Here is a 20,632-nt window from a genome sequence, read left to right on the forward strand (position 1 = left end):
ACGTGGGTGAGAATGAGCGGATGACTCGACGACCGGCGCTGCTCTGGTGGGGCATCGGCTGCGTGCTCGCGGCGATGGCGCTGGGAGCGGCGATGACCGCGCCCGGCCCCGACATCCCCTCGGCGATGGACAGCGGATGGAACCGGCTGATGATCGGTATCCAGACGCCGCTGCTGCTGAGCTTCTCCGAGGTGATGAACGAGGTCGGAGGCAGTTGGGCCGCGACGTATGTGATCCCGCTCGCGATCCTGGCCGCCCTGCTGATCGCCAGGCGATGGCGGGCAGCGGTGTTCGTGGGCGTGTCGCTGCTCGCGAGCGTGCTGGCGGTGCAGCTGCTCAAGCAGCTGTTCGGTCGTGCGCGACCGGAGGAGATGCTGGTGATCTCCGATTTCGGTTCATTCCCGTCAGGGCATACGGCCAACGCCGCAACCTTGGCGGTGATCGCGGTGCTGCTGTTTCCCCGGCTGTGGGTGCTGATCGTCGGCATCATCTGGACGATCGCGATGGCTTTCTCGCGCACGCTGCTCTCGGTGCACTGGCTGAGCGACACGATCGGCGGGGTGCTGGTCGGTGTCGGCACGGTGCTGATCGTGGGCGCCCTCATGCTGACGTGGGTGCGCCGGCCGCAGAGCGCGGCGGGATATGTCGCGCACGATGAAGAGGAGCCCTGAGTGAGCAGCATCCGCCCGTACCGTCCCGAGGATCGCCAGGCGATGTTCGAGATCTGCCTGAAGACCGCGGATGCCGGCGCCGACGCGACCGGAATGTTCAGCGACGACGACCTCTGGGGGCTGCTGTTCGCGGTGCCGTATGCCGAACGGCATCCCGATCTGTGCTCGATCGTCGAGGCCGACGACGGTCGTGCGATCGGCTACATCGTCGCCACAGACGACACCGACGCGTTCGAACGGTGGTTCCGCGATGAGTGGTGGCCGCAGTTCACCGAACGCTTCCCGCGGCCGGTCCATGCGGAGAGTCCTGAGGAGAAGATGATCGAGTACGGGTATCGGCGGCGTCCGGGTCAGAATCCGAACACGGCGCAGTACCCGGCGCATCTGCACATCGACCTGCTGCCGGAGACCCAGGGACAGGGACTCGGGCGTCGGCTGATCGAGACCCTCTTCGCCGAGCTGCGCCGTCGTGGCGTGAAGGGGCTGCACCTCGGCATGAACCCAGAGAACACGGGTGCGGCGGCTTTCTACGAGCGACTCGGAATGCAGCGGCTGCCGTCCGAAGACGGCGGGCGCAGCTACGGGGAGCGGTTCACCGACTGAATCCTCAGCACAGGTTAGATGACTGAAGGGCCCCGCTGGCGCGGAGCCCTTCAGCCATTTGGCGGTGACGGCGGGATTCGAACCCGCGGTTGCTTGCACAACACACGCTTTCCAAGCGTGCTCCTTCGGCCGCTCGGACACGTCACCAAGGAACAACCTGAACAGTCTATCCGATCGCTGATGCCGCCTGCGCCAGTCGCCCTCGGCGCCATAAGGTGAGGGAGACACCGATGGCGACTCGCACAGGGGGAACGCGTGAACGAGCTTCCGCACCGCCGGCGCTGGATGCTGCAGATGCAGCAGTCACTGCCGCCGGCAACCGTGTTCGATCGGACGACGTTCCTCGTGGGAACGGCGGCGGCGGTCTGGCTTGCGGCGATCATCGCTATCCAGGGAGTGCGCACGCCCTGGGCGCTGGTCTGGTTCATCCCGATCTGGGCGATCACCGCGTACCTGGTGCTGCCACGGCTGCATCGCATGCTCTCCGACCTCTACGTGCCCGACTACTTCTTCGGGCGCACCCGAACGGCCGACGGTCTGCTCGGCGATCCGGTGAACCTCGGAGTGGACGGCTCCGGCGCCCAACTCGACCACGTCATGACTTCGGCCGGCTGGCATCGCGCGGATGAGATCACAGCGGCATCGACGTGGCGGATCATCGCGTCGACGCTCACCAGGCGCAGCTATGCCACCGCACCGGTGTCGCCACTCATGCTGTTCGGCAGGCGCCACGACGTCGCGTACCAGCAGGAGGTGAAGGGCAATCCGAAGCAGCGCCATCACGTGCGCTTCTGGCACAGCCCACCCGGGTGGCTGCTTCCGGGCGGCGCCCACGCCGATTGGCTCGGCGCGGCGACCTACGACACCGATGTGGGCCTGTCCCTGTTCACGCTCCAGGTCACCCATCGCATCGACGAGAACACCGATGTGGAGCGCGACCACGTGGTCACGACGGCGCAGTCGGCCGACAACGACGTCCGCGTGCGACTGCTCCGCGATTTCACCACCGGATATCACTCGCGCAACGGCGGTGGCGATCGATTCGTGACAGACGGCGACCTGCCGATCGTCGATGTCTCCCGCACTGTGCCGCCCGAGCCCGTCGCCGTGCTGCAACCCGATCCGAGCACCGCACGTCAGATCGCTCGAGCACCGCTGCCGGTGATCACCGCGGTGACGCTCATCGGGCTCGTCACCGTGCTCCAGCTGGTCGATGTGCTCTCCGACGCGACGTTCTGGCAGCTGCTCTCCGCCGCCGAACCCGACGAACGTGTGCTGATCCTCGTCGTGGTCGGTCTGTTCGGGGCCTTCATGATCTGGCAGCTCGTGATGGCGTGGCTCGTGCTGCGCGGCGGCCGCCGATCTCGCGCGGTGCTGATGGTGCTCGTGATCCTCCAGATCATCTTCATGGCCATCGACTACCTGGACGGCAGCGCTGTGCTGGGCCTGGACTGGACACTGCTCACGGCATCGGTCCAGGCAATCACGCTGCTGTGCCTGTCGAGTGAGAGCGCCGGGGCATGGGCGCGCAGGCGCCGTGGATCGAAGCCCGCGTAAAATCGCAGGGTGGCCACACCCAAGATCGTCCTCTTCTACGCGTTCGCGCCGCTCGCCGACCCGGAGGCGATCCGCCTGTGGCAGCGCGACCTCGGCGAGGCGCTCGGGCTGCGCGGTCGGCTGATCATCTCGAAGGACGGCGTCAACGGCACTCTCGGCGGCGATCTTCCCGCGCTCAAGAAGTGGGTGCGCTCGTTCCGCTCCTACCCGGCGTTCAAGGATGCCGACATCAAATGGAGCGAGGGGACGGGGCTCGACGACGCCGGACTCAGCGTCGACTTCCCCAAGCTCAGCGTCAAGGTGCGCGACGAGATCGTCTCTTTCGGGGCGCCGGGGGAGCTGCGGGTCGACGAGCACGGAGTCGTCGGCGGTGGTGCACGGCTGAGTCCCGACGCACTGCACGAGCTCGTGCAGTCGCGTGACGACGTCGTCTTCTTCGACGGGCGCAACGCGCTCGAAGCCGAGATCGGCCGTTTCCGCGGTGCGATCGTGCCCGACACCGAGACGACTCGCGATTTCGTCGAGCTGCTCGACTCGGGAGCGTACGACGATCTCAAGGGCAAGCCGGTCGTCACCTACTGCACCGGCGGCATCCGCTGCGAGGTGCTGTCGAGTCTCATGACGGCGCGCGGGTTCGGCGAGGTGTACCAGCTCGAGGGTGGCATCGTCCGCTACGGGGAGCGCTTCGGAGACGATGGCCTGTGGGACGGCTCGCTCTACGTGTTCGACAAGCGCGGATCAGTGGATTTCAGCGACCACACCGCCGTGATCGGCACGTGCGCCGGGTGCGGTACGCAGACCAAGCGCACCGCGAACTGCCCGGATGCCGCGTGCCGTCGCCAGTTCGTCGTGTGCGAGAGCTGCGACGCGGTGCCGTGCGATGAGCACACGGTGCAACTCGCCTGAGCGGGCGCACGCCGCCGCTCAGCCGCTGGTCAGGCCGGCGCAGGCCGTCGCGAGCTGTCGACAGCGAACAGCGAGCGCGGCAGCAGCAGAGCCGTGACGCGCCCGCGCGCATCGACATGACGGTGCATATCTGCGCTCACTCGGACGAGGGCGGGAGCGAGATCGCGCGCATCGAGCTTCTCCCTGGCGTAACTGGCACGCTCCACAGCATCCACCAGCGTCTGCACCGCCCGGGCGTCGGCGCCGCGCTCGATCAGATCTGCGCCCCGTTCCCGGGGAGAGTCGGCATCCGAGACCGGCACGCCCAGATCGGTCAGCGTCGCCCGCAGCTCGCGCCACGCGATCACGGCGTCTCCGCCTCTGGCGCGTGAGCGGCGCCATATCCGCACGAACAGGCGGATCAGTGCCGGTAGTAGCAGCAAGAGCAGTGCGCCGCCGACCACGAGCATCACCGGCGTGGGATCGAGTCGCTGCAGCACGCCGCCGCCCGCAGCAGAGGGGTCATCCGTCGCTTCGTCGAGCTCAGGACCGCTCGTCGGGGTCGCCGATGGTGCCGCGCTCGGCGCTGGTGTCGCCGGGCCGGTGACCGGCCCGGCCTCCACGGATGCCGGCGCGAATGCGGTCGGCACGCCGAGCGATGCGGTCGGCTCGAACGGCACCCATCCGATGCCCCCGAAACGCACTTCCGGCCAGGCGTGCAGCTGATCGCTGCTGACGACGTAGACGAACTCGTCGCCGCGCTTCTCGTCGGTCAGACGCCCTGGAAGGTAACCGACCACTATCCGCACCGGAAGATCGAGCGTCTGCGCCATCAACGCGAACGCGCCGGCGAAGTGGATGCAGTATCCCGAGCGCACATCGAGGAACTCTGCGACCGCGTCCGCACCGGTGCCGTCGAAGCCGCCGTCGACCGGGGCGTCGAGCGAGTAGGTGAACTCGGACCGGAACCACGTCTGGAGGGCGATCATGCGGTCGTAGTCGGTCTCGGCACCGGCTGTCACCTCGCGGGCGGTCTCGGCGATCACCGGCGGAAGGTCCTCCGGGACCCGTGGATCCTCGGCGCTGCGGATGGCTCCGGAGGCGCGGATCTGCTCGAGCGTCGGCTGCGCAGTGGCTGTCGTCACCGTGTAGTCCTCGCCCCCGGCATTGCGCGTCTCGGAGACCACTGTGCGGTTGCCGGGCATGATCTCCCAGCCGGAGGAGGTGCCGGTGACCTTCGTCGCCGCATACGGCACCGGCAACCAGGAACTCGAGATGCCGACGACGCGGATCGAGGTGCGCCGTTGCGTGGTGGCGATCTCCTCGGCCCAGTTGCCGTCTCCGAAGCCGTCGGAGAGCGGCCGAGTGTCTTCCTCGTCCGCTTGCCAGACTTGTCCGTCGAACCCCGACACGGTCGCGATCCGCAGGTACGGTGCGGTCACAGCCGTGGTCGCCAGCGTGATGACGTCGGTGGGTGCCGGCCGGCGCAGGTCGTCGCCCAGCCGCAGCGACGGATTCAGCGCGACGGACGTCCCCGTGCCCACCCAGCTTGCGGAGACCGGCAGGATCGGGGTGATGATGAGCGCGCCGGCGAGAGCCGCGGCGCCGACGCCGAGAGCCACAGCGACCGATGCCCGCCTCGGCCTGCGGGCATCGTGACGAGTGCTGTGCCGCAGCAGGAAGAGGATCAGGATCGCGAGCACCACGAACCACGGGACATCGGCATCGCCGAATGTGATGATCATCGGCACCACGCCGACCGCGGTGACGAGCACCGCCGCGAGCAGGGTGAGCCGCTGAGCGATCAGGTGGTCGATGATGATCGTGATGACGGCGAACCCCACGGCGAGCATGGCGCGAACGGCCAGGGTGTCGTTCAGCGGGGCGGTGCCGAACTGCACCTGCTCGAATGCCTGGGCCGCCAGCGGAGCGAGGGCCTGCAGGGTCGAACCGGTCGGGATGAATCCGAGCAGAGCTCCCTGCGGGACCAGCATCAGGGTGAGCGCGCACACTGCGACGACCAACTGAGCGAGCAGCGCCCACGCATCCCGCCCGCGGCGGCGTGCGCCCAGGTGACGCATGAGAGCGCCGGTGGCTGTGATGAGGACGATGACGGTGATGCTCACGAGCGACCACGGTCCCGCCGCGATGGCCGACGAATACGGCCACAGCGCGACGAAACCTGCGCAGGCTGCGAGCATCGCGATCGCCAGCGTGCGGGTCTGCCGGTCGGCGGCAGCGGCCTCTTCGGCCCACGGCGCGCGACGCTGCTCAGCGGGCGACATGGCCGCCTCCTGTCGCCATCCGGGCGGGGAGGGCGTCCTCCCAGGCGGCGGCGATGTCCTCTGCCAGCGGAGCGGACGACCACCCCAGTCGCGCAGCGGCGTCTCCGGCGCCGGGACCGAGGTCGGTTGCGAGGAGGATCGGAGCCGCGGCCCCGCCATGGCGCAGCAGCGCAGCATCCTCCTCGTCGAGGTGCCCCGTGATCAGCACCAGCGGACCGGGCGGCGTTCCATCGAAGAGGGTGATGATGTCGCGACCTTCACCCTGCGGCCGAGTGAGCGCCAGCGCCACGAGCAGGCCGTCGCGGTCATCCTCGTGCCCGCGGAGCCTGCCGAGCACGGCTCCCGCCGAATCGAGCACATCCACGCTGTACCCCTCCTGCACCAGGTGAAGGGCGACGGATGCGCACGCGGAGACGGCAGCCTCGAACGCGGGGTCGGCCTGCTCACGCTGGATGTCCCAGTGCCGGGCTGTGCGATCGAGGACGACCAGCGCGTCAGGGCTGGATTCCTCCTCTTCCTGTCGCACCATCAGGTCGCCGCGGTGGGCGGTCGCGCGCCAGTGGATGCGGCGCATCGAATCGCCGGACACGTAACGCCGGGGAGACAGGTTGTCGCTGCCCTGTCCGAGCCGTGTGGATGACGTGTGCGCGGTTCCGCCGGCCGCTCCGAGATTCGAGCTGAGCGGAGCGAGCGGCACGACCTCTGGGACCACGGTGACCGTGCGAGTGTCTCCGAACTCCTGCGTGCGCTGAGCGAATCCGAACGGGTCGATCGTCTGCAGCGACAGCGGCCCCACCGCCCACACGCCACGGCGCACGCCCGTGATCGCATAGCCGATGCTGGTGCCGTTGTCGGTGGGGAACTCTCCCGTGGCATCGCCGGAGACCGCGGCGGGCAGTTTGTCGCGCCAGATGCCGAGCGGGATGCGCAGGGCGCGCATGTCGAATCGCACGGCGACCTGCGACTCCTCACCGACGGTGAGCAGATCGGTGGAGATGCGTCTGCTCACCGCACCGGTGCGCCGGGGGACGTGCACGACGAGGACGGCGACGACCACGAGCAGGAACAACAGCATCGCGACGTAGAGCAGAATCGGCGCTGCCAGCAGATTGGCCGCGATCGTCAACAGCACACCGGTCAGGAGCGCGGCTGCCCCCCGGCCCGTGAGCAGATGACGTCGAGGCATGGCCGGACTCGGATCAGAACCTGGCGGCCAGTGGAACGCGTACACGGTCCACTATCTGAGCGAGCGCGGCCTCGACGGGCTGCGCACCCGCACGGTGTACGCCGCGGGCAGGGAGAAGCCGATGCGCGAACACGGGTGCGAGCAATGCGGTGAGGTCGTCCGGGATCACGAACTCCCGTCCGTCCAGCGCCGCCCACACCTTGGCCGCGCGCACGAGCTGAAGAGTGGCGCGCGGGCTCGCGCCCAGATGCAGGCTCGGATCGGTGCGGGTGGCCTGTGAAAGTGCGACGGCGTACTCCTCGACGGTGGGGGAGACATGCACTGCGCGGGCGAAGCCGATCATCCGCCTGATCGCTCGGGCATCGGCGACCGGGGTGATCGAGGCGAGTGGATTGACGCTGTCGCGCTGACGGAGCATGAGGGCCTCTGCCGCGGCATCCGGATAGCCCATCGAGATGCGCATCATGAACCGGTCGCGCTGCGCCTCCGGAAGTGCGTAGGTGCCCTCCATCTCGAGCGGGTTCTGCGTCGCGACGACGAGGAACGGATCCGGCAGGGGGTGCGTGCGGCCGTCGACGGTGACCTGCCCCTCCTCCATGGCTTCGAGAAGGGCGGACTGGGTCTTGGGGGACGAGCGGTTGATCTCGTCGGCGATCACGATCTGCGCGAAAACCGCACCGGGCTTGAACTCGAACTCGCGGTCGACGGGGTTGTACACCGAGACGCCGGTGACATCGCCCGGCAGCAGATCAGGGGTGAACTGGATGCGACGCACCGTCGCGTCGACGCTCGCGGCGATCGCGCGGGCGAGCATCGTCTTGCCGACGCCGGGGACGTCTTCGATGAGCAGGTGGCCCTCGGCCAGCAGGCAGGCCAGTGCGCTGCGCACGGCATCCGGCTTCCCGTCGATCACCTCGCCGACCGAGGTCAGGATGGCGGAGGTCTGCGTCCGGAACTGCTCGGCCGTGATCTCGGGTCCGGTGTCGTCCATGCGCTCCCTCTCGCCCCAGCGCTTCTGTGCGCGTGAATCGATCGTAACCCGCTGGAGGGGCCTGCGCTCCGGCGGATTCGTGGTTCAGGCTCCGATGCGGGTTCGTGTCCCTGCCGGAGGCCGGGTAGACTGTCCGAGGCTCTCCGCGTGGCAGCATCCAGGCCAATTCCCCCAGGACGGAAACGTAGCAAGGGTAACCGGGCTCTGCTGGGTGCGCGGAGGGTCCTTTCTTCTCTCCGGGCACTTTGCCGCCCGACGGCCCACCGTTCAGCTTCGCCTGCGAGGATCGTGGTGTGAGCACATCCACCACTCCTGCGCGTTCCGCGGCGATCGGGCGCTTCGCCTCTCCGATCGCTCTCGTCGCGCTGATGTGGGTGATCCAGATCGCTGACGCCGTGCTCCCCGGCTCCTTCACCGGTTTCGGCTTGCGGTCATGGGACTTCGGCAGCCTGCAGGGGCTCGTGCTCGGACCGCTGCTGCACGCGGGATGGGCGCACCTGATCGGCAACACCCTGCCGTTGCTGGTGCTCGGCTGTCTCATCGCCATCGAAGGCGCCGGCCGCTTCTGGATGGTCACCGCGGTCACCGCGCTCGTGGGGGGCGTCGGCACCTGGCTGCTCAACGCACCGGGCACGCTCACGGTCGGTGCGTCCGTGCTCGTCTTCGGGTACTTCGCGTACATCGTCGTGCGCGTGTTCTCGCCTCGGCCGATCGCGCACCGCATCGCGCACGCCCTCATCGCTGTGATCGTGCTCGTCCTGTACGGCGGGTCGATGCTCGCCGGCATCGTCGGCGTGGGCCCCGGCGTCTCCTGGCAGGCGCATCTGTTCGGCGCGGTCGGCGGCGGTGTGGCGGCGCTCGCGGGAGCGCGTGGTCCTCGCAGCCGCGGAGCGCGCGGCACGTGAGCGCAGGCTCGAAGCGCGCCGCCTCCGGCACGCGGGGTCGTGCCGGTTCGCGCGGGCGGGCGGGGCAGCGGACGAGAAGGCGCACGACGAGACGACGGAGACCGGGCGGGCGGGCGGCCTCCCGCGCGACGCGTCGGCCGAAGGACGCACGTCTCATGATCGCGGCGCTCGGCGGGCTCACCCTCGCCGCGCTCCTCATCGTTCTCGTGCCGATGGCGACGTCGAGCGATCCGGTCGCGGTGTGCGTGGACGCGCCGGGCGATCTGCCGGACGCAGGGGTCGAAGGCTGGCAGGGTGAGCAGCTCCACAACGCCGCGATCATCGTGCGCACGGCCTCGGAGCAGGGGTTCGAGCGCGACGGCCAGGTCCTCGGCGTCATGGCGGCGATGGGCGAGAGCTCACTGCAGAACATCGACTACGGCGACTGGGAGACGTCCGGCTTCACCAATCCGGACGGCACGCGCACCAGCAGCATCGGCCTGTTCCAGCAGCAGGAGTGGTGGGGGAGCGTCGAGACGAGGATGGATCCGGCAGCATCCGCCGCCCTCTTCTACGGACGTCTCGCCGGACTCGAGGGGTGGCAGGGCATGGAGCCCACGCATGCGATCCATCGCGTGCAGGTCAACTCCGACCCGAACCACTACGCCCGGTTCGAAGATGACGCGGGCGCGGTGGTCGACGCGCTTTCCGGTCCATGTCCGGCGTAGGGTGGCAGCGTGGCGCGAAGCATCTACATCACCTCCGCCGAGGGGCACACCGGCAAGTCAACCATCGCGCTGGGCGTGCTCGATGCGCTGATGCGAGTGACGCCGAGGGTCGGCGTGTTCCGCCCGATCGCGCGCTCCTCCGCCGAGCCCGACTACGTGCTCGAGCTGCTGCTCGCGCACGACGGCGTGCACCTCGATTACGAGGCCAGCCTCGGCGTCACCTACGACGATGTGCGTGACGATCCCGACCGCGCACTGGCCACCATCGTGTCCAGGTTCAAGGCGGTCGAGGCGCAGTGCGACGCCGTCGTGATCATCGGCAGCGACTACACCGACGTCGCCAGCCCCGCCGAACTCGGCTACAACGCCCGCATCGCCGCGAACCTCGGCGCTCCGGTGCTGCTCGTGCTCAGTGGCCGCGACCAGCAGGGCGGCGGAGAGCAGCTCGGCACGTCGACCGCGCGCACCGCTGACGCCGTCGGCCAGATCGCGGCCCTCGCGTTGGCCGAGCTGCACGACGAGCGTGCAGAGCTGTTCGCGGTCATCGTGAACCGTGCCGATCCCGATGCACTGCAGCAGAGCGTCGACGCCGTGCGTTCAGCGCAGGCGGAGCGCACTCCGGTCTGGGCGATCCCGGAGGATCGCACGCTCGTGGCGCCGTCGATCCGCGGCATCCTCGCAGCCGTCGACGGGCGGCTCATCAAGGGCGACCCCGATCTGCTCACCCGTGAAGCGTTGAGCGTCGTGGTAGCAGGCATGTCGATGGTGAACGTGCTGCCGCGCCTCACGCAGGATGCCGTCGTGGTGATCCCCGCGGATCGCACCGAGGTGCTGCTCGCCACGCTGATGGCGGATGCGGCAGGAACATTCCCGTCGATCACGGGGATCATCCTGAACGGTCCGTTCCCCCTGCCCGAGTCGATCGAGCGGCTTCTCGACGGGCTCTCGTCCACCGTCCCGATCATCGCGACCGATCACGGCACCTACGACACCGCGGTGCGCGTGATGGGTGCGCGCGGACGGCTGGCCGCCGATTCGCGTCATCGGTACGATCGCGCGCTCGGACTGTTCCAGACCCACGTCGACATCACCGAGCTCGCGACACAGCTCGGGCTCGCGGAATCGCGCGTCGTGACGCCGCTGATGTTCGAGTACGGACTCATCGAACGTGCGCGGGCCGATCGCAAGCGCATCGTGCTGCCCGAGGGCGAGGACGACCGCATCCTGCGTGCGGCGTCGAGCCTGATCGCGCGTGACGTCGCCGACCTGACGATCCTCGGCGATGAGAGCGAGATCCGCGCACGGGCCACTGAGCTCGGAATCGACATCTCCGCGGCGCAGATCATCAGTCCGACCGATCCGTCGTACATCGAGCGGTTCGCCGAGGAATACGCGCGCCTGCGGGCACACAAGGGAGTGACGCTGTCGCAGGCCGCCGACACCGTCACAGACGTGTCGTACTTCGGAACGCTCATGGTGCATCTCGGCCTCGCGGACGGCATGGTCTCGGGTGCGACCCACACCACCGCGCACACGATTCGTCCGTCCTTCGAGATCATCAAGACCCGTCCTGGCGTAGAGGTGGTCTCCAGCGTGTTCCTGATGGCTCTCGCCGACCGCGTGCTCGTCTACGGCGACTGCGCGGTGATCCCCGATCCGACGAGCACTCAACTCGCCGACATCGCGATCTCGTCTGCGCAGACCGCGCGGCAGTTCGGCATCGAGCCGCGCGTCGCCATGCTCTCGTATTCGACCGGGGAGTCGGGAACCGGCGCCGACGTCGAGAAGGTGCGCGAGGCGACGGCGTTGGTGCGCGAGCGCGCCCCCGAGCTGCCGGTCGACGGACCGATCCAGTACGACGCCGCGGCCGATGCCGCCGTCGCCAAGGCCAAGATGCCGGATTCGGCGGTCGCCGGACGCGCGACGGTGTTCGTCTTCCCCGATCTGAACACGGGCAACAACACGTATAAGGCCGTGCAGCGCTCGGCAGGAGCCGTCGCGATCGGGCCCGTGCTGCAGGGGCTGAACAAGCCGATCAACGATCTCTCGCGCGGCGCGCTGGTCGACGACATCGTCAACACGGTCGCGATCACCGCGATCCAAGCCCAGGGAAGTGCCTCGGTGTCGGAGGTCTGAGGCCTCTCATATAGTCAAAGGTGTGAACAGCACCACCAACCAGCGCCTCGCTCAGCTCATCTGGAACATCGCCGACGACGTGCTGCGTGACCTGTACGTGCGCGGCAAGTACCGCGATGTGATTTTGCCGATGACGGTGCTGCGCCGACTCGACAGCGTGTTGGCCGAGACGAAGCAGAATGTGCTGAGTACCAAGAAGACGTTGGATGCTGCGAGCATCGTGAATCAGGATGCTGCGCTGCGACAGGCCGCTGCCCAGGACTTCTACAACACCAGCCCTTTCCTGCTGAAAGATCTGCGTGCGGCGAGCACGCAGATGCAGTTGCGCCAGAACTTCGAGGCATACCTCGACGGCTTTTCGCCGAATGTGCAGGAGATCTTGGAGAACTTCGAGTTCCGCAACCAGATTCCGAGGCTCACCAAGGCTGATGCGCTCGGCACGCTGATCGAGAAGTTCCTTGACCCGACGCTCGATCTGTCGCCGAAAAGCCTCGACAACCACGGTATGGGCAGCGTCTTCGAAGAGCTGGTGCGCCGCTTCAACGAAGAGAACAACGAAGAGGCGGGTGAGCACTGGACACCCCGCGATGTCGTCAAGCTCATGACACGGCTGATGTTCGAGCCGATCGCCGATTCGATTCCCGACGGCACCTATCTGCTCTACGACGGTGCGATGGGCACGGGTGGCATGCTCACCGTTGCTGACGACACACTGAACGAGCTGACCGCGGGCAAGAAGATCGACACGCACCTGTACGGGCAGGAGATCAACGCCGAGACGTTCGCGATCGCCAAGGCCGACCTCATCCTGAAGGGCGACGGGCGCGCTGCCGACAACATCAAGGGCGGACCCGAGTTCTCCACCCTGTCGAACGACGCTTTCGCGGGCAAAGAGTTCGACTTCATGCTCTCGAACCCGCCGTACGGCAAGTCGTGGAAGACCGACCAGGAGCGCATGGGCGGGGCGAAGAGCATCACCGACCCGCGCTTCATCGTCGAGCACGACGGCGACCCCGAGTTCAGCCTGGTCACCCGGTCGAGTGACGGCCAGATGCTGTTCCTCGCCAACCTCATCGCGAAGATGAAGAATGACACGGTCACCGGCAGTCGCATCGCCGAGATTCACAACGGCTCGTCTTTGTTCACCGGAGATGCGGGTCAGGGCGAGTCGAACATCCGCCGGTATGTGATGGAGAACGACCTCGTCGAGGCGATCGTGGCGCTGCCGCTGAACCTCTTCTACAACACTGGCATCGCCACCTACATCTGGGTGCTGAGCAACCGCAAGCAGGATCGCCGCAAGGGCAAGGTGCAGCTGATCGACGCGACGAAGTGGTTCACGCCGTTGCGCAAGAACCTCGGCAGCAAGAACTGCGAACTGTCGGCCGCGAACATCGACGCGATCATGGCGACTTTTCATGCGTTCGATGAAGCGGATGCTGAGGTCTCGAAGATCTTCGACAACGCCGACTTCGGGTACTACAAGGTCGCCGTCGACCGACCGCTGCGCCTCGTCGATGCCGAGCCGGGCCGTGTCTACAAGCCCGCCGAGATCAAGGTTCTGCGGGCGGCCAGCGAGCGGGCGGATGCTGCGCCTGCCGTCATCAAGAAACTGCACAAATTCGGAGTGGTCGCTGACCCGCTGCGCGGGCTGTTCGAGGCAGAGGTCGACGGCAAGACCCGGGTCGTGGAGTATGAGCGCGACACCGAGTTGAGTGACACTGAGCAGATTCCGCTGACGGAGCCGGCGGGGGAGTACGCCAGCGGCATCGAGGCGTTCCTGCGGCGAGAGGTGCTGCCCTATGCGTCGGATGCCTGGATCGACGAGTCGAAGACGAAGATCGGCTACGAGGTGAGCTTCACCCGCCACTTCTACGAGCCTGCCCCGATGCGCACGCTCGATGAGATCCGCGCCGATATCCGTGCGCTTGAAGCTGAGACAGACGATCTGCTGAGCGAGATCGTCGGCTGATGTTCACGGATCTCCCGCACAGACCACACGGTGCAATGCCTTCTGGATGGACTTCCACTCGATTGGGGAACCTTGGCTCGCTGAGGAAGGGCCGGGGCGGTTCGCGCCAGGACGATGACGCGACCGGCGCGGCGTGTATCCGCTATGGGGACTTGTACAAGGTCGATCGACCGTCTATGAAGAATCCCGTAACTCGCATCTCGACCTCGTCCGTCGAGGGATACACGCAGATCAGTCGTGGTGATGTGCTCTTCGCGCTCTCAGGTGAATCGCAAGCTGACATCGGCAAGTCGTCCGTCTCGTTGATTGAAGAGCCGACGTACTGCGGGGGTGATACGGCGGTGTTCTCCGCCATTGCCATCAGCGCAGAGTTCTTGGGACATGCACTTACCGCTCCATACCTGCTGAAGCAGAAGCGACAGCTCGGCCGGGGGGACATCATCGTTCACATCAGTACGGGCTCGCTCAAGCAGCTGACAGTGCTGGTGCCGCCAGCGGAGGAGCAGGCGGCGATCGTGAAGTACCTCGGGCATGCGCATGCGCGGATCGACCGGGCCATCGCCGCGAAGCGCAAGATGATCGCGCTGCTCGAAGAGCAGAAGCAGGCGATCATCCACCAGGCTGTCACCCGCGGCCTCGACCCGTCCGTCCCGCTGAAAGACTCCGGCATCCCCTGGCTCGGCGACATCCCTGTCCACTGGGATGAGCTTCCACTTAGTCGATGCTTCACGGGGATGGTGTACGGAACATCAGAGAACGCCAAGGGAGAAGGCCCGATCACCGTAATTGGGATGGGTGACATTCAAGGTGGCGAGGTGTCCGTGTCGGGCAACGGAGGGCTCGATCGGGTCCCAGCCGGGCTAGAGCTCCAGGCCGGCGACCTGCTCTTCAATCGGACCAACAGCCCAAACCTTGTTGGCAAAGTCGGTCTCTATCGGGATGGCTCGAATCAATGCGTTACGTTCGCGTCGTATCTCGTGAGGTTGAGACCAGAGCCGCAGTTCGCGAGCTCCTGGCTGGCCGCAGTGCTGAACTCGCCGGATTTTCTACGCTTTGCCCGAGGGCAGGCGTTGGTGAGTCTGCACCAGGCGAACCTGAACCCGCGACGGTACGGACGACTAAAAATCCCCGTGCCTCCACCCGGTGAACGTGACGCTATCGCGGCGGCGGTTGGCGCGTCGGTGTTGAAGGATGACAGAGCGATCGCGAACGCACGGCGCGAGATTGAACTCCTCCAGGAGTTCCGCACCCGCCTCACATCCGACGTGGTGACCGGGCAGGTCGATGTGCGCACGATTGCGGCATCCCTGCCCGACCTGACCGACGACGTCATCGCGGACACCGACATAGATGCAGAGCTCGACGACATGCTCGACTCCGAGCTCGATCCCGAGGGCACCAATGGCTGACGACGGTTCCAGAGCATCCGGCGAGGTAATCCTCTACACCGCACCGGGCGGCGTGCAGATGCAACTCCGTGCCTCCGACGGCACGGTCTGGCTCACCCTCTCAGAACTCGCATCGCTGTACGCAACGACATCGCAGAACATCGGGCAGATCATTCGCCGCATTCTCGACGACGGCGAGGTCGACGGGTCAACTACAAAGTCTGAGTTTGTAGTTCGACGGGAAGGCACCCGCGATGTCCGCCGCGAAGTGAACCTCCACAACCTCGACATGATCCTCGCCGTCGGCTACCGCGTCACCACACCGCGCGCCGTGCAGTTTCGGCAGTGGGCGACGAGCGTGCTGCGCGAATACCTGGTCAAGGGTTTCGCGATGGACGATGACAAGCTCAAGGGCGTCGACAACTGGGACTACTTCGACGAGTGGCTGCAGCGCATCCGCAACATCCGTGCCTCAGAGAAGCGCTTCTATCAAAAGGTGCGCGATCTCTACGCCACCGCCGTGGACTACGAGAAATCCAGCGACCTCGCCAAAGCCTTCTTCGCGAAGGTGCAGAACAAGATGCTCTGGGCGGTCACCGGGCACACCGCAGCCGAGATCATCAGCCTGCGCAGCGACCCGCACACCACCAACATGGGACTCACGTCGTGGAGCGGGACCGTCGTCCGCAAAGCCGACGTGTCTGTCGCCAAGAACTACCTGCAGGGCGATGAGGTCAAAGAGCTCGACCTCATCGTGACGATGTACCTCGACTACGCAGAACTGCAGGCGAAGAACCGGCGGCAGATGACGATGGCCGACTGGGCCGCACGGCTGGATGCCTTCCTGCAATTCAACGAACGAGACCTGCTGACCCACCCGGGACGCGTCAGTGCCGAAGTGGCACGGACATTGGCAGAAGGGCGTTATGCGGAGTTCGACGAGTCGCGCAGCCGAACACACGCACTCGACGCAGACCGGGAAGATGCGCAATCGTTGGCTGCACTGGAGCAGGCGGCGAACATGAGTGATCGGGGAGATGCAGATGGTGCCGACAAATCTGAATGAAGCAAGCCTCGAAGAGCTCATCGTGGCGCAGATGGTCGCCACCGACGGCACACCTGGCTGGGTGCAAGGCGATCCGAAGAACTTCAACGCCGCATACTGCCTCGACCTCGCCGTGTTCCGCGAGTTCGTCCGCGACACCCAACCCGCGCTGATCGACGTGCTCCACCTTGACAGCGACTCCCCGACCACGCACAAGTTCCTTGCCCGCCTGCAGGGCGAGATCACCAAGAACGGCATCGTCGCCTCCCTGCGTGACGGCGTCACCCACGGGCCGCACCACATCGACCTGTACTATCCGACACCCTCGGCGCACAACGCGAAGGCTGTCGAACTCTTCGCGCAGAACAGGCTTACGATCACCCGGCAGGTGCACTACAGCATCCGCGAAGCCAGCAAGTCGCTTGACCTCGTGGCATCCGTCAACGGCCTGCCCGTCGCAACCTTCGAACTGAAGAACAACATCACCAACCAGACCGTCGAAGACGCCGTCAAGCAGTACAAGACCGACCGTGATCCGCGCGAGCCGATCTTCGCCTTCGGCCGCTGCATGGCACATTTCGCCGTCGACGATCGCCACGTGCGGTTCAGCCCGAAGCTGAGCGGCACCTCGTCGTGGTTCCTGCCGTTCGATCAGGGGCACAACGGAGGAGCGGGCAACCCACCGAACCCCGATGGGGTGATGACCGACTACCTCTGGAAGCGCGTGCTCGCACCGCACAGCCTGGCGAACATCATCGAGAACTTCGCCGCCGTCGTCACCACGAAGGATCCCAAGACCGGCAAGAAAACCTCCTCGGCGATCTTCCCGCGCTTCCACCAGCTCGACGTGGTGCGAAAGCTGCTCGCCGACGTGCAAACACACGGCAGCGGCATCCGCTATCTCATCCAGCACTCCGCCGGCTCCGGCAAATCGAACTCCATCGCCTGGCTCGCCCACCAGCTGATCGGTGTCGAACACGACGGTGCACGCGCGTTCGATTCGATCATCGTCGTCACCGACCGGGTGATCCTCGACAGCCAGATCCGCGACACGATCAAGGGCTTCACACAGGTCGGATCCACGGTGCAGCACGCCGAAAGCTCGAAAGGGCTGCGCGAGGCGATCGAAGCCGGCAAGAAGATCATCATCACGACCGTGCAAAAGTTCCCCTACATCGTGCAGGGTTTGAAGGGCGTGCAGCGCGAGAAGAGTTTCGCGATCATCATCGACGAGGCGCATTCCAGCCAAGGCGGCAAGGTATCCGCGGCACTCGCGAAAGCCCTGTCCAAAGACGGTCTGGACACCGACGTCGAAGACGTGGAAGACGCACTCAACCGGCTCATGGAGTCGAAGAAGATGCTGCCCAACGCATCGTATTTCGCCTTCACCGCCACGCCAAAGAACAAGACGCTCGAGACCTTCGGGCATCCGCACCCGGTGGACGGAGTGATCAAGCATCGCCCCTTCCACACCTACACGATGCGGCAGGCGATCGAAGAGAAGTTCATTCTCGACGTGCTCGCCAATTACATCCCCGTCGACACCTACTACAAGCTCATCAAGACCGTGGAAGACGACCCGGAATTCGACGCGAAACGGGCATCGAAGAAGCTGCGCACCTACGTCGAAGGGCAGAAGCACGCGATCCGGCAGAAAGCCGAGATCATGATGGATCACTTCCACGCCCAGGTGATGCAGCCGCGCAAGATCGGCGGCCAGGCACGCGCCATGATCGTCACCACCTCGATTGCCCGCGCCATCGACTATTACGAAGCAGCCAGCGCGTATCTGGCCGAGACCAAGCGGCCATACGAAGCGATCGTGGCCTTCTCCGAATTCAAGGACGAAGAGGGCAACAAGGTCACAGAGTCCCAGTACAACGGATTCCCCAGCGCCGAGATACCTGCGCGTATCCAGCAGGACCCGTACCGCATCCTCATCGTCGCCGACAAGTTCCAGACGGGATACGACGAACCGCTGCTGCACACGATGTACGTCGACAAGACCCTCTCCGGAGTCAAGGCGGTGCAGACGCTGTCACGCCTGAACCGCGCGCATCCACAGAAGCACGACTGCTCGGTGCTCGACTTCGCCAACGAGACCGACGTCATCCAGGCCTCCTTCCAGGACTACTACCAGACCACCGTCCTGGCAGATGAGACCGACCCGAACAAGCTCAACGACCTGGCGGCAGAACTCGTACGCGAGGCCGTGTTCACGCAGGAGGGCATCGACCACTTCGTCGAGCGCTACCTCGCCGAAGCTCCGATCGACGAACTGCACGCGCTGCTGGATGCCTCGGTAGACGAGTACCGCGAAACCATGGACGAAGATCAGCAGGTCGAGTTCAAAGGTGCGGCGAAGGCGTTCGTGCGCACCTACGGATTCCTCTCCGCGATCCTCCCCTACTCGAACGTCTGGTGGGAGAAACTGTCGATCTTTCTCGGGTTCCTGGTGCCCAAGCTCCCCACTCCCGCGGGACAAGACCTCTCGGCGGGTGTGCTGGAGAGCATCGACCTCGACTCGTTCCGTGTCGAGAAGCGCACGGCTCTCACAATCGCGCTCGCCGACGGCGAAGTCGAGATCGACCCGGTGCCAGGCGCAGGCGCGGGCGGTCGCCCCGACCCCGAGATGGAGCGGCTGAGCGAGATCTTGGCATCGTTCAATGCGCTGTTCGGCAACATCTCATGGCAGGACGAAGAGCGCATCCGCCAGCGCGTCACCGAGGAGGTACCGGCCTTGGTCGCCGAAGACCCGGTCTATCAGACGGCGATGGCCAACAACGACCAGGCCAATGCCAAGGTCGCTATGGTCGACGCGCTGGGCAAGGTGATGCTGAGCCTCGTGCAAGACGAGACCCAATTGTTCAAGGAGTACTCGGACAACAGCGACTTCAAACGGTGGTTCGAAGACGCGGTCTTCCGGGCGACGTATCGACAAAGCGCGTGATGGGGGTGGCTCGTGTGGTTGAGTGAAAGCGTGAGCGTCGTCCTGATCATCAACAGCGGCTCCTCGTCGCTGAAATACAGCCTGATCGACATGGACCGCGAGTCGCCGCTCGGCGAGGGGCTCATCGAGCGCATCGGTCAGGACGTCAGCGCGATCTCGCACACCGTCCGGCGCCGCAGCGACGGTGAAGCCGCACCGACGGTGCTCGACGTCACCGAGAAGAGTGAACGGACGATCGCCGCTCATGATGAGGCGTTCGCCGTCATGCTCGAGCAGTTCGAGGCGCACGGCCCCGCACTGGACGAGCACGCGCCGGTCGCCGTCGGGCATCGCGTCGTGCACGGCGGCGCGCGGTTCTTCTCGCCGACGCTCGTGACGGATGCCGTGGAGCAGTCGATAGGCGAACTGGAAGTGCTCGCGCCATTGCACAACCCGGCCAACCTCGCCGGCATCCGCGCCGCACGCGCGGTGTTCCAGGACGTGCCTCATGTCGCGGTGTTCGACACCGCGTTCCACCAGACGCTGAAACCCTCGGCGTACACCTACGCGATCGATGCGGCGTTCGCCGAGAAGCACCGCATCCGCCGCTACGGATTCCACGGCACGAGCCACAAGTACGTCAGCGAGCAGGCCGCGGACTTCCTCGGACGCGATCTCGCCTCGCTGCGCCAGCTCGTCTTCCACCTGGGCAACGGCGCTTCTGTCACGGCGATCGGCGGAGGCCGCTCGGTGGAGACCTCGATGGGGTTCACCCCGCTCGAGGGGCTGGTGATGGGCACGCGCTCCGGCGACCTCGACCCCGCGGTTCTGGTGCACATCGCCCGTGTGGCCGACTACTCGATCGACGAGATCGACACGCTGCTCAACACGCGCAGCGGGTTGAAGGGTCTGGCCGGGCACAGTGACATGCGCGACATCCTCGCCGGTGTGGATGCGGGTGAGGAGGCGGCCACGCTGGCATTCGACGTCTACATCCATCGCCTGCGCGCCTACGCGGGCGCGTACATCGCGCAGCTCGGCGGAGTCGATGTCATCTCGTTCACCGCGGGCGTGGGCGAGAACGCGGCCCGTGTGCGAGCCGAGGCGCTCTCGACACTCGGTTTCCTCGGGATCGAGATCGACCGGGCCCGCAACGAGGCGCGCAGCCACAGCATCCGGCGCATCTCGACCGACTCATCATCGGCCTCGGTGCTCGTGGTGCCGACGGACGAAGAGCTCGAGATCGCGCGGCAGACCCTGAGTCAGGTCTGAGCGTCGGAACGCGCTTCAAGGGGTTATGCTCGCGAACCCTGCGCCATTACGCTGGCTGGGTGGCACAGTGAGGTGCCGGTCCCTTCGCGCGAAACCCTGG

General features: G+C 66.1%; 15 protein-coding genes, 1 tRNA gene and 1 other RNA gene. 13 read left to right on the forward strand and 4 right to left on the reverse strand.

Annotated elements, in window-relative coordinates:
• Positions 1–20: 20 nt before the first annotated feature.
• Together JF52_RS0110600 and JF52_RS0110605 are read left to right on the forward strand one after the other, a co-directional pair.
• The gene (locus JF52_RS0110600; RefSeq protein WP_052166970.1) at positions 21–671 is read left to right on the forward strand and encodes a phosphatase PAP2 family protein; all 651 of its coding nucleotides are present in this window, start codon (positions 21–23) and stop codon (positions 669–671) included.
• Positions 672–1,274 (forward strand): GNAT family N-acetyltransferase, encoded by a 603-nt coding sequence (locus JF52_RS0110605; RefSeq protein ID WP_033106594.1) that lies wholly within the window; start codon positions 672–674, stop codon positions 1,272–1,274.
• A gap of 59 nt (positions 1,275–1,333) precedes the next feature.
• On the opposite strand, the gene JF52_RS0110610 is transcribed toward JF52_RS0110605, so the two are convergent.
• Positions 1,334–1,421, reverse strand: a tRNA-Ser gene (locus JF52_RS0110610).
• A gap of 108 nt (positions 1,422–1,529) precedes the next feature.
• Here JF52_RS0110610 and JF52_RS0110615 point away from each other — a divergent pair.
• Together JF52_RS0110615 and trhO are read left to right on the forward strand one after the other, a co-directional pair.
• Positions 1,530–2,831: an LssY C-terminal domain-containing protein gene (locus JF52_RS0110615; RefSeq protein ID WP_152594874.1), complete on the forward strand. Its 1,302-nt coding sequence runs from the start codon at positions 1,530–1,532 to the stop codon at positions 2,829–2,831.
• A gap of 9 nt (positions 2,832–2,840) precedes the next feature.
• Entirely contained in the window at positions 2,841–3,737 is an 897-nt protein-coding gene (gene trhO / locus JF52_RS0110620) for an oxygen-dependent tRNA uridine(34) hydroxylase TrhO (protein WP_033106595.1), read from the forward strand.
• Between the two features lie 29 nt (positions 3,738–3,766).
• Here the strand turns inward: trhO and JF52_RS0110625 are convergent, their stop codons facing one another.
• The 3 genes from JF52_RS0110625 to JF52_RS0110635 are packed head-to-tail and all read right to left on the reverse strand — an operon-like array spanning position 3,767 to position 8,178.
• On the reverse strand, positions 3,767–6,001 hold the full coding sequence (locus JF52_RS0110625) for a transglutaminase TgpA family protein (RefSeq protein WP_052166972.1): 2,235 nt from the start codon (positions 5,999–6,001) through the stop codon (positions 3,767–3,769).
• Positions 5,988–7,187 (reverse strand): DUF58 domain-containing protein, encoded by a 1,200-nt coding sequence (locus JF52_RS0110630; RefSeq protein ID WP_033106596.1) that lies wholly within the window; start codon positions 7,185–7,187, stop codon positions 5,988–5,990. Before JF52_RS0110630 ends, JF52_RS0110625 begins: the two co-directional genes overlap by 14 nt.
• Before the next feature lie 13 nt (positions 7,188–7,200).
• The gene (locus JF52_RS0110635; RefSeq protein WP_033106597.1) at positions 7,201–8,178 is read right to left on the reverse strand and encodes an AAA family ATPase; all 978 of its coding nucleotides are present in this window, start codon (positions 8,176–8,178) and stop codon (positions 7,201–7,203) included.
• 134 nt (positions 8,179–8,312) lie between these two features.
• On the opposite strand from JF52_RS0110635, the gene ffs reads away from it, so the two are divergent.
• From ffs to JF52_RS0110675, 9 genes are all read left to right on the forward strand, one after another.
• Positions 8,313–8,409, forward strand: an RNA gene (ffs, locus tag JF52_RS16970) — signal recognition particle sRNA small type.
• A 62-nt stretch (positions 8,410–8,471) separates the two neighbouring features.
• Positions 8,472–9,083 carry a rhomboid family intramembrane serine protease gene (locus JF52_RS0110640; protein WP_033106598.1) on the forward strand — a complete coding sequence of 204 codons (612 nt, stop codon included), beginning with the start codon at positions 8,472–8,474 and terminating at the stop codon, positions 9,081–9,083.
• A 155-nt stretch (positions 9,084–9,238) separates the two neighbouring features.
• Positions 9,239–9,790, forward strand: coding sequence for a type 1 periplasmic-binding domain-containing protein (locus JF52_RS0110645; RefSeq protein WP_235272410.1), 552 nt, complete (start codon positions 9,239–9,241; stop codon positions 9,788–9,790).
• A gap of 9 nt (positions 9,791–9,799) precedes the next feature.
• On the forward strand, positions 9,800–11,926 hold the full coding sequence (gene pta, locus JF52_RS0110650) for a phosphate acetyltransferase (RefSeq protein ID WP_033106600.1): 2,127 nt from the start codon (positions 9,800–9,802) through the stop codon (positions 11,924–11,926).
• Positions 11,927–11,948: 22 nt separating this feature from the next.
• Positions 11,949–13,898 (forward strand): type I restriction-modification system subunit M, encoded by a 1,950-nt coding sequence (locus tag JF52_RS0110655; RefSeq protein ID WP_033106601.1) that lies wholly within the window; start codon positions 11,949–11,951, stop codon positions 13,896–13,898.
• Positions 13,899–13,933: 35 nt separating this feature from the next.
• The gene (locus tag JF52_RS0110660) at positions 13,934–15,307 is read left to right on the forward strand and encodes a restriction endonuclease subunit S (protein WP_235272425.1); all 1,374 of its coding nucleotides are present in this window, start codon (positions 13,934–13,936) and stop codon (positions 15,305–15,307) included.
• Positions 15,300–16,352 carry a virulence RhuM family protein gene (locus JF52_RS0110665; protein ID WP_033106602.1) on the forward strand — a complete coding sequence of 351 codons (1,053 nt, stop codon included), beginning with the start codon at positions 15,300–15,302 and terminating at the stop codon, positions 16,350–16,352. The genes JF52_RS0110660 and JF52_RS0110665 overlap by 8 nt, the downstream gene beginning before the upstream one ends.
• A complete protein-coding gene (locus JF52_RS0110670) occupies positions 16,330–19,281 on the forward strand; it encodes a type I restriction endonuclease subunit R (protein ID WP_033106914.1) in 2,952 nt (983 codons plus the stop codon). The genes JF52_RS0110665 and JF52_RS0110670 overlap by 23 nt, the downstream gene beginning before the upstream one ends.
• Before the next feature lie 30 nt (positions 19,282–19,311).
• Positions 19,312–20,532: an acetate/propionate family kinase gene (locus tag JF52_RS0110675; RefSeq protein WP_033106603.1), complete on the forward strand. Its 1,221-nt coding sequence runs from the start codon at positions 19,312–19,314 to the stop codon at positions 20,530–20,532.
• Positions 20,533–20,632 lie beyond the last annotated feature (100 nt).

This window comes from Microbacterium profundi, from assembly GCF_000763375.1.
In the GTDB taxonomy this organism is placed as follows: Bacteria; Actinomycetota; Actinomycetes; order Actinomycetales; family Microbacteriaceae; genus Microbacterium; species Microbacterium profundi.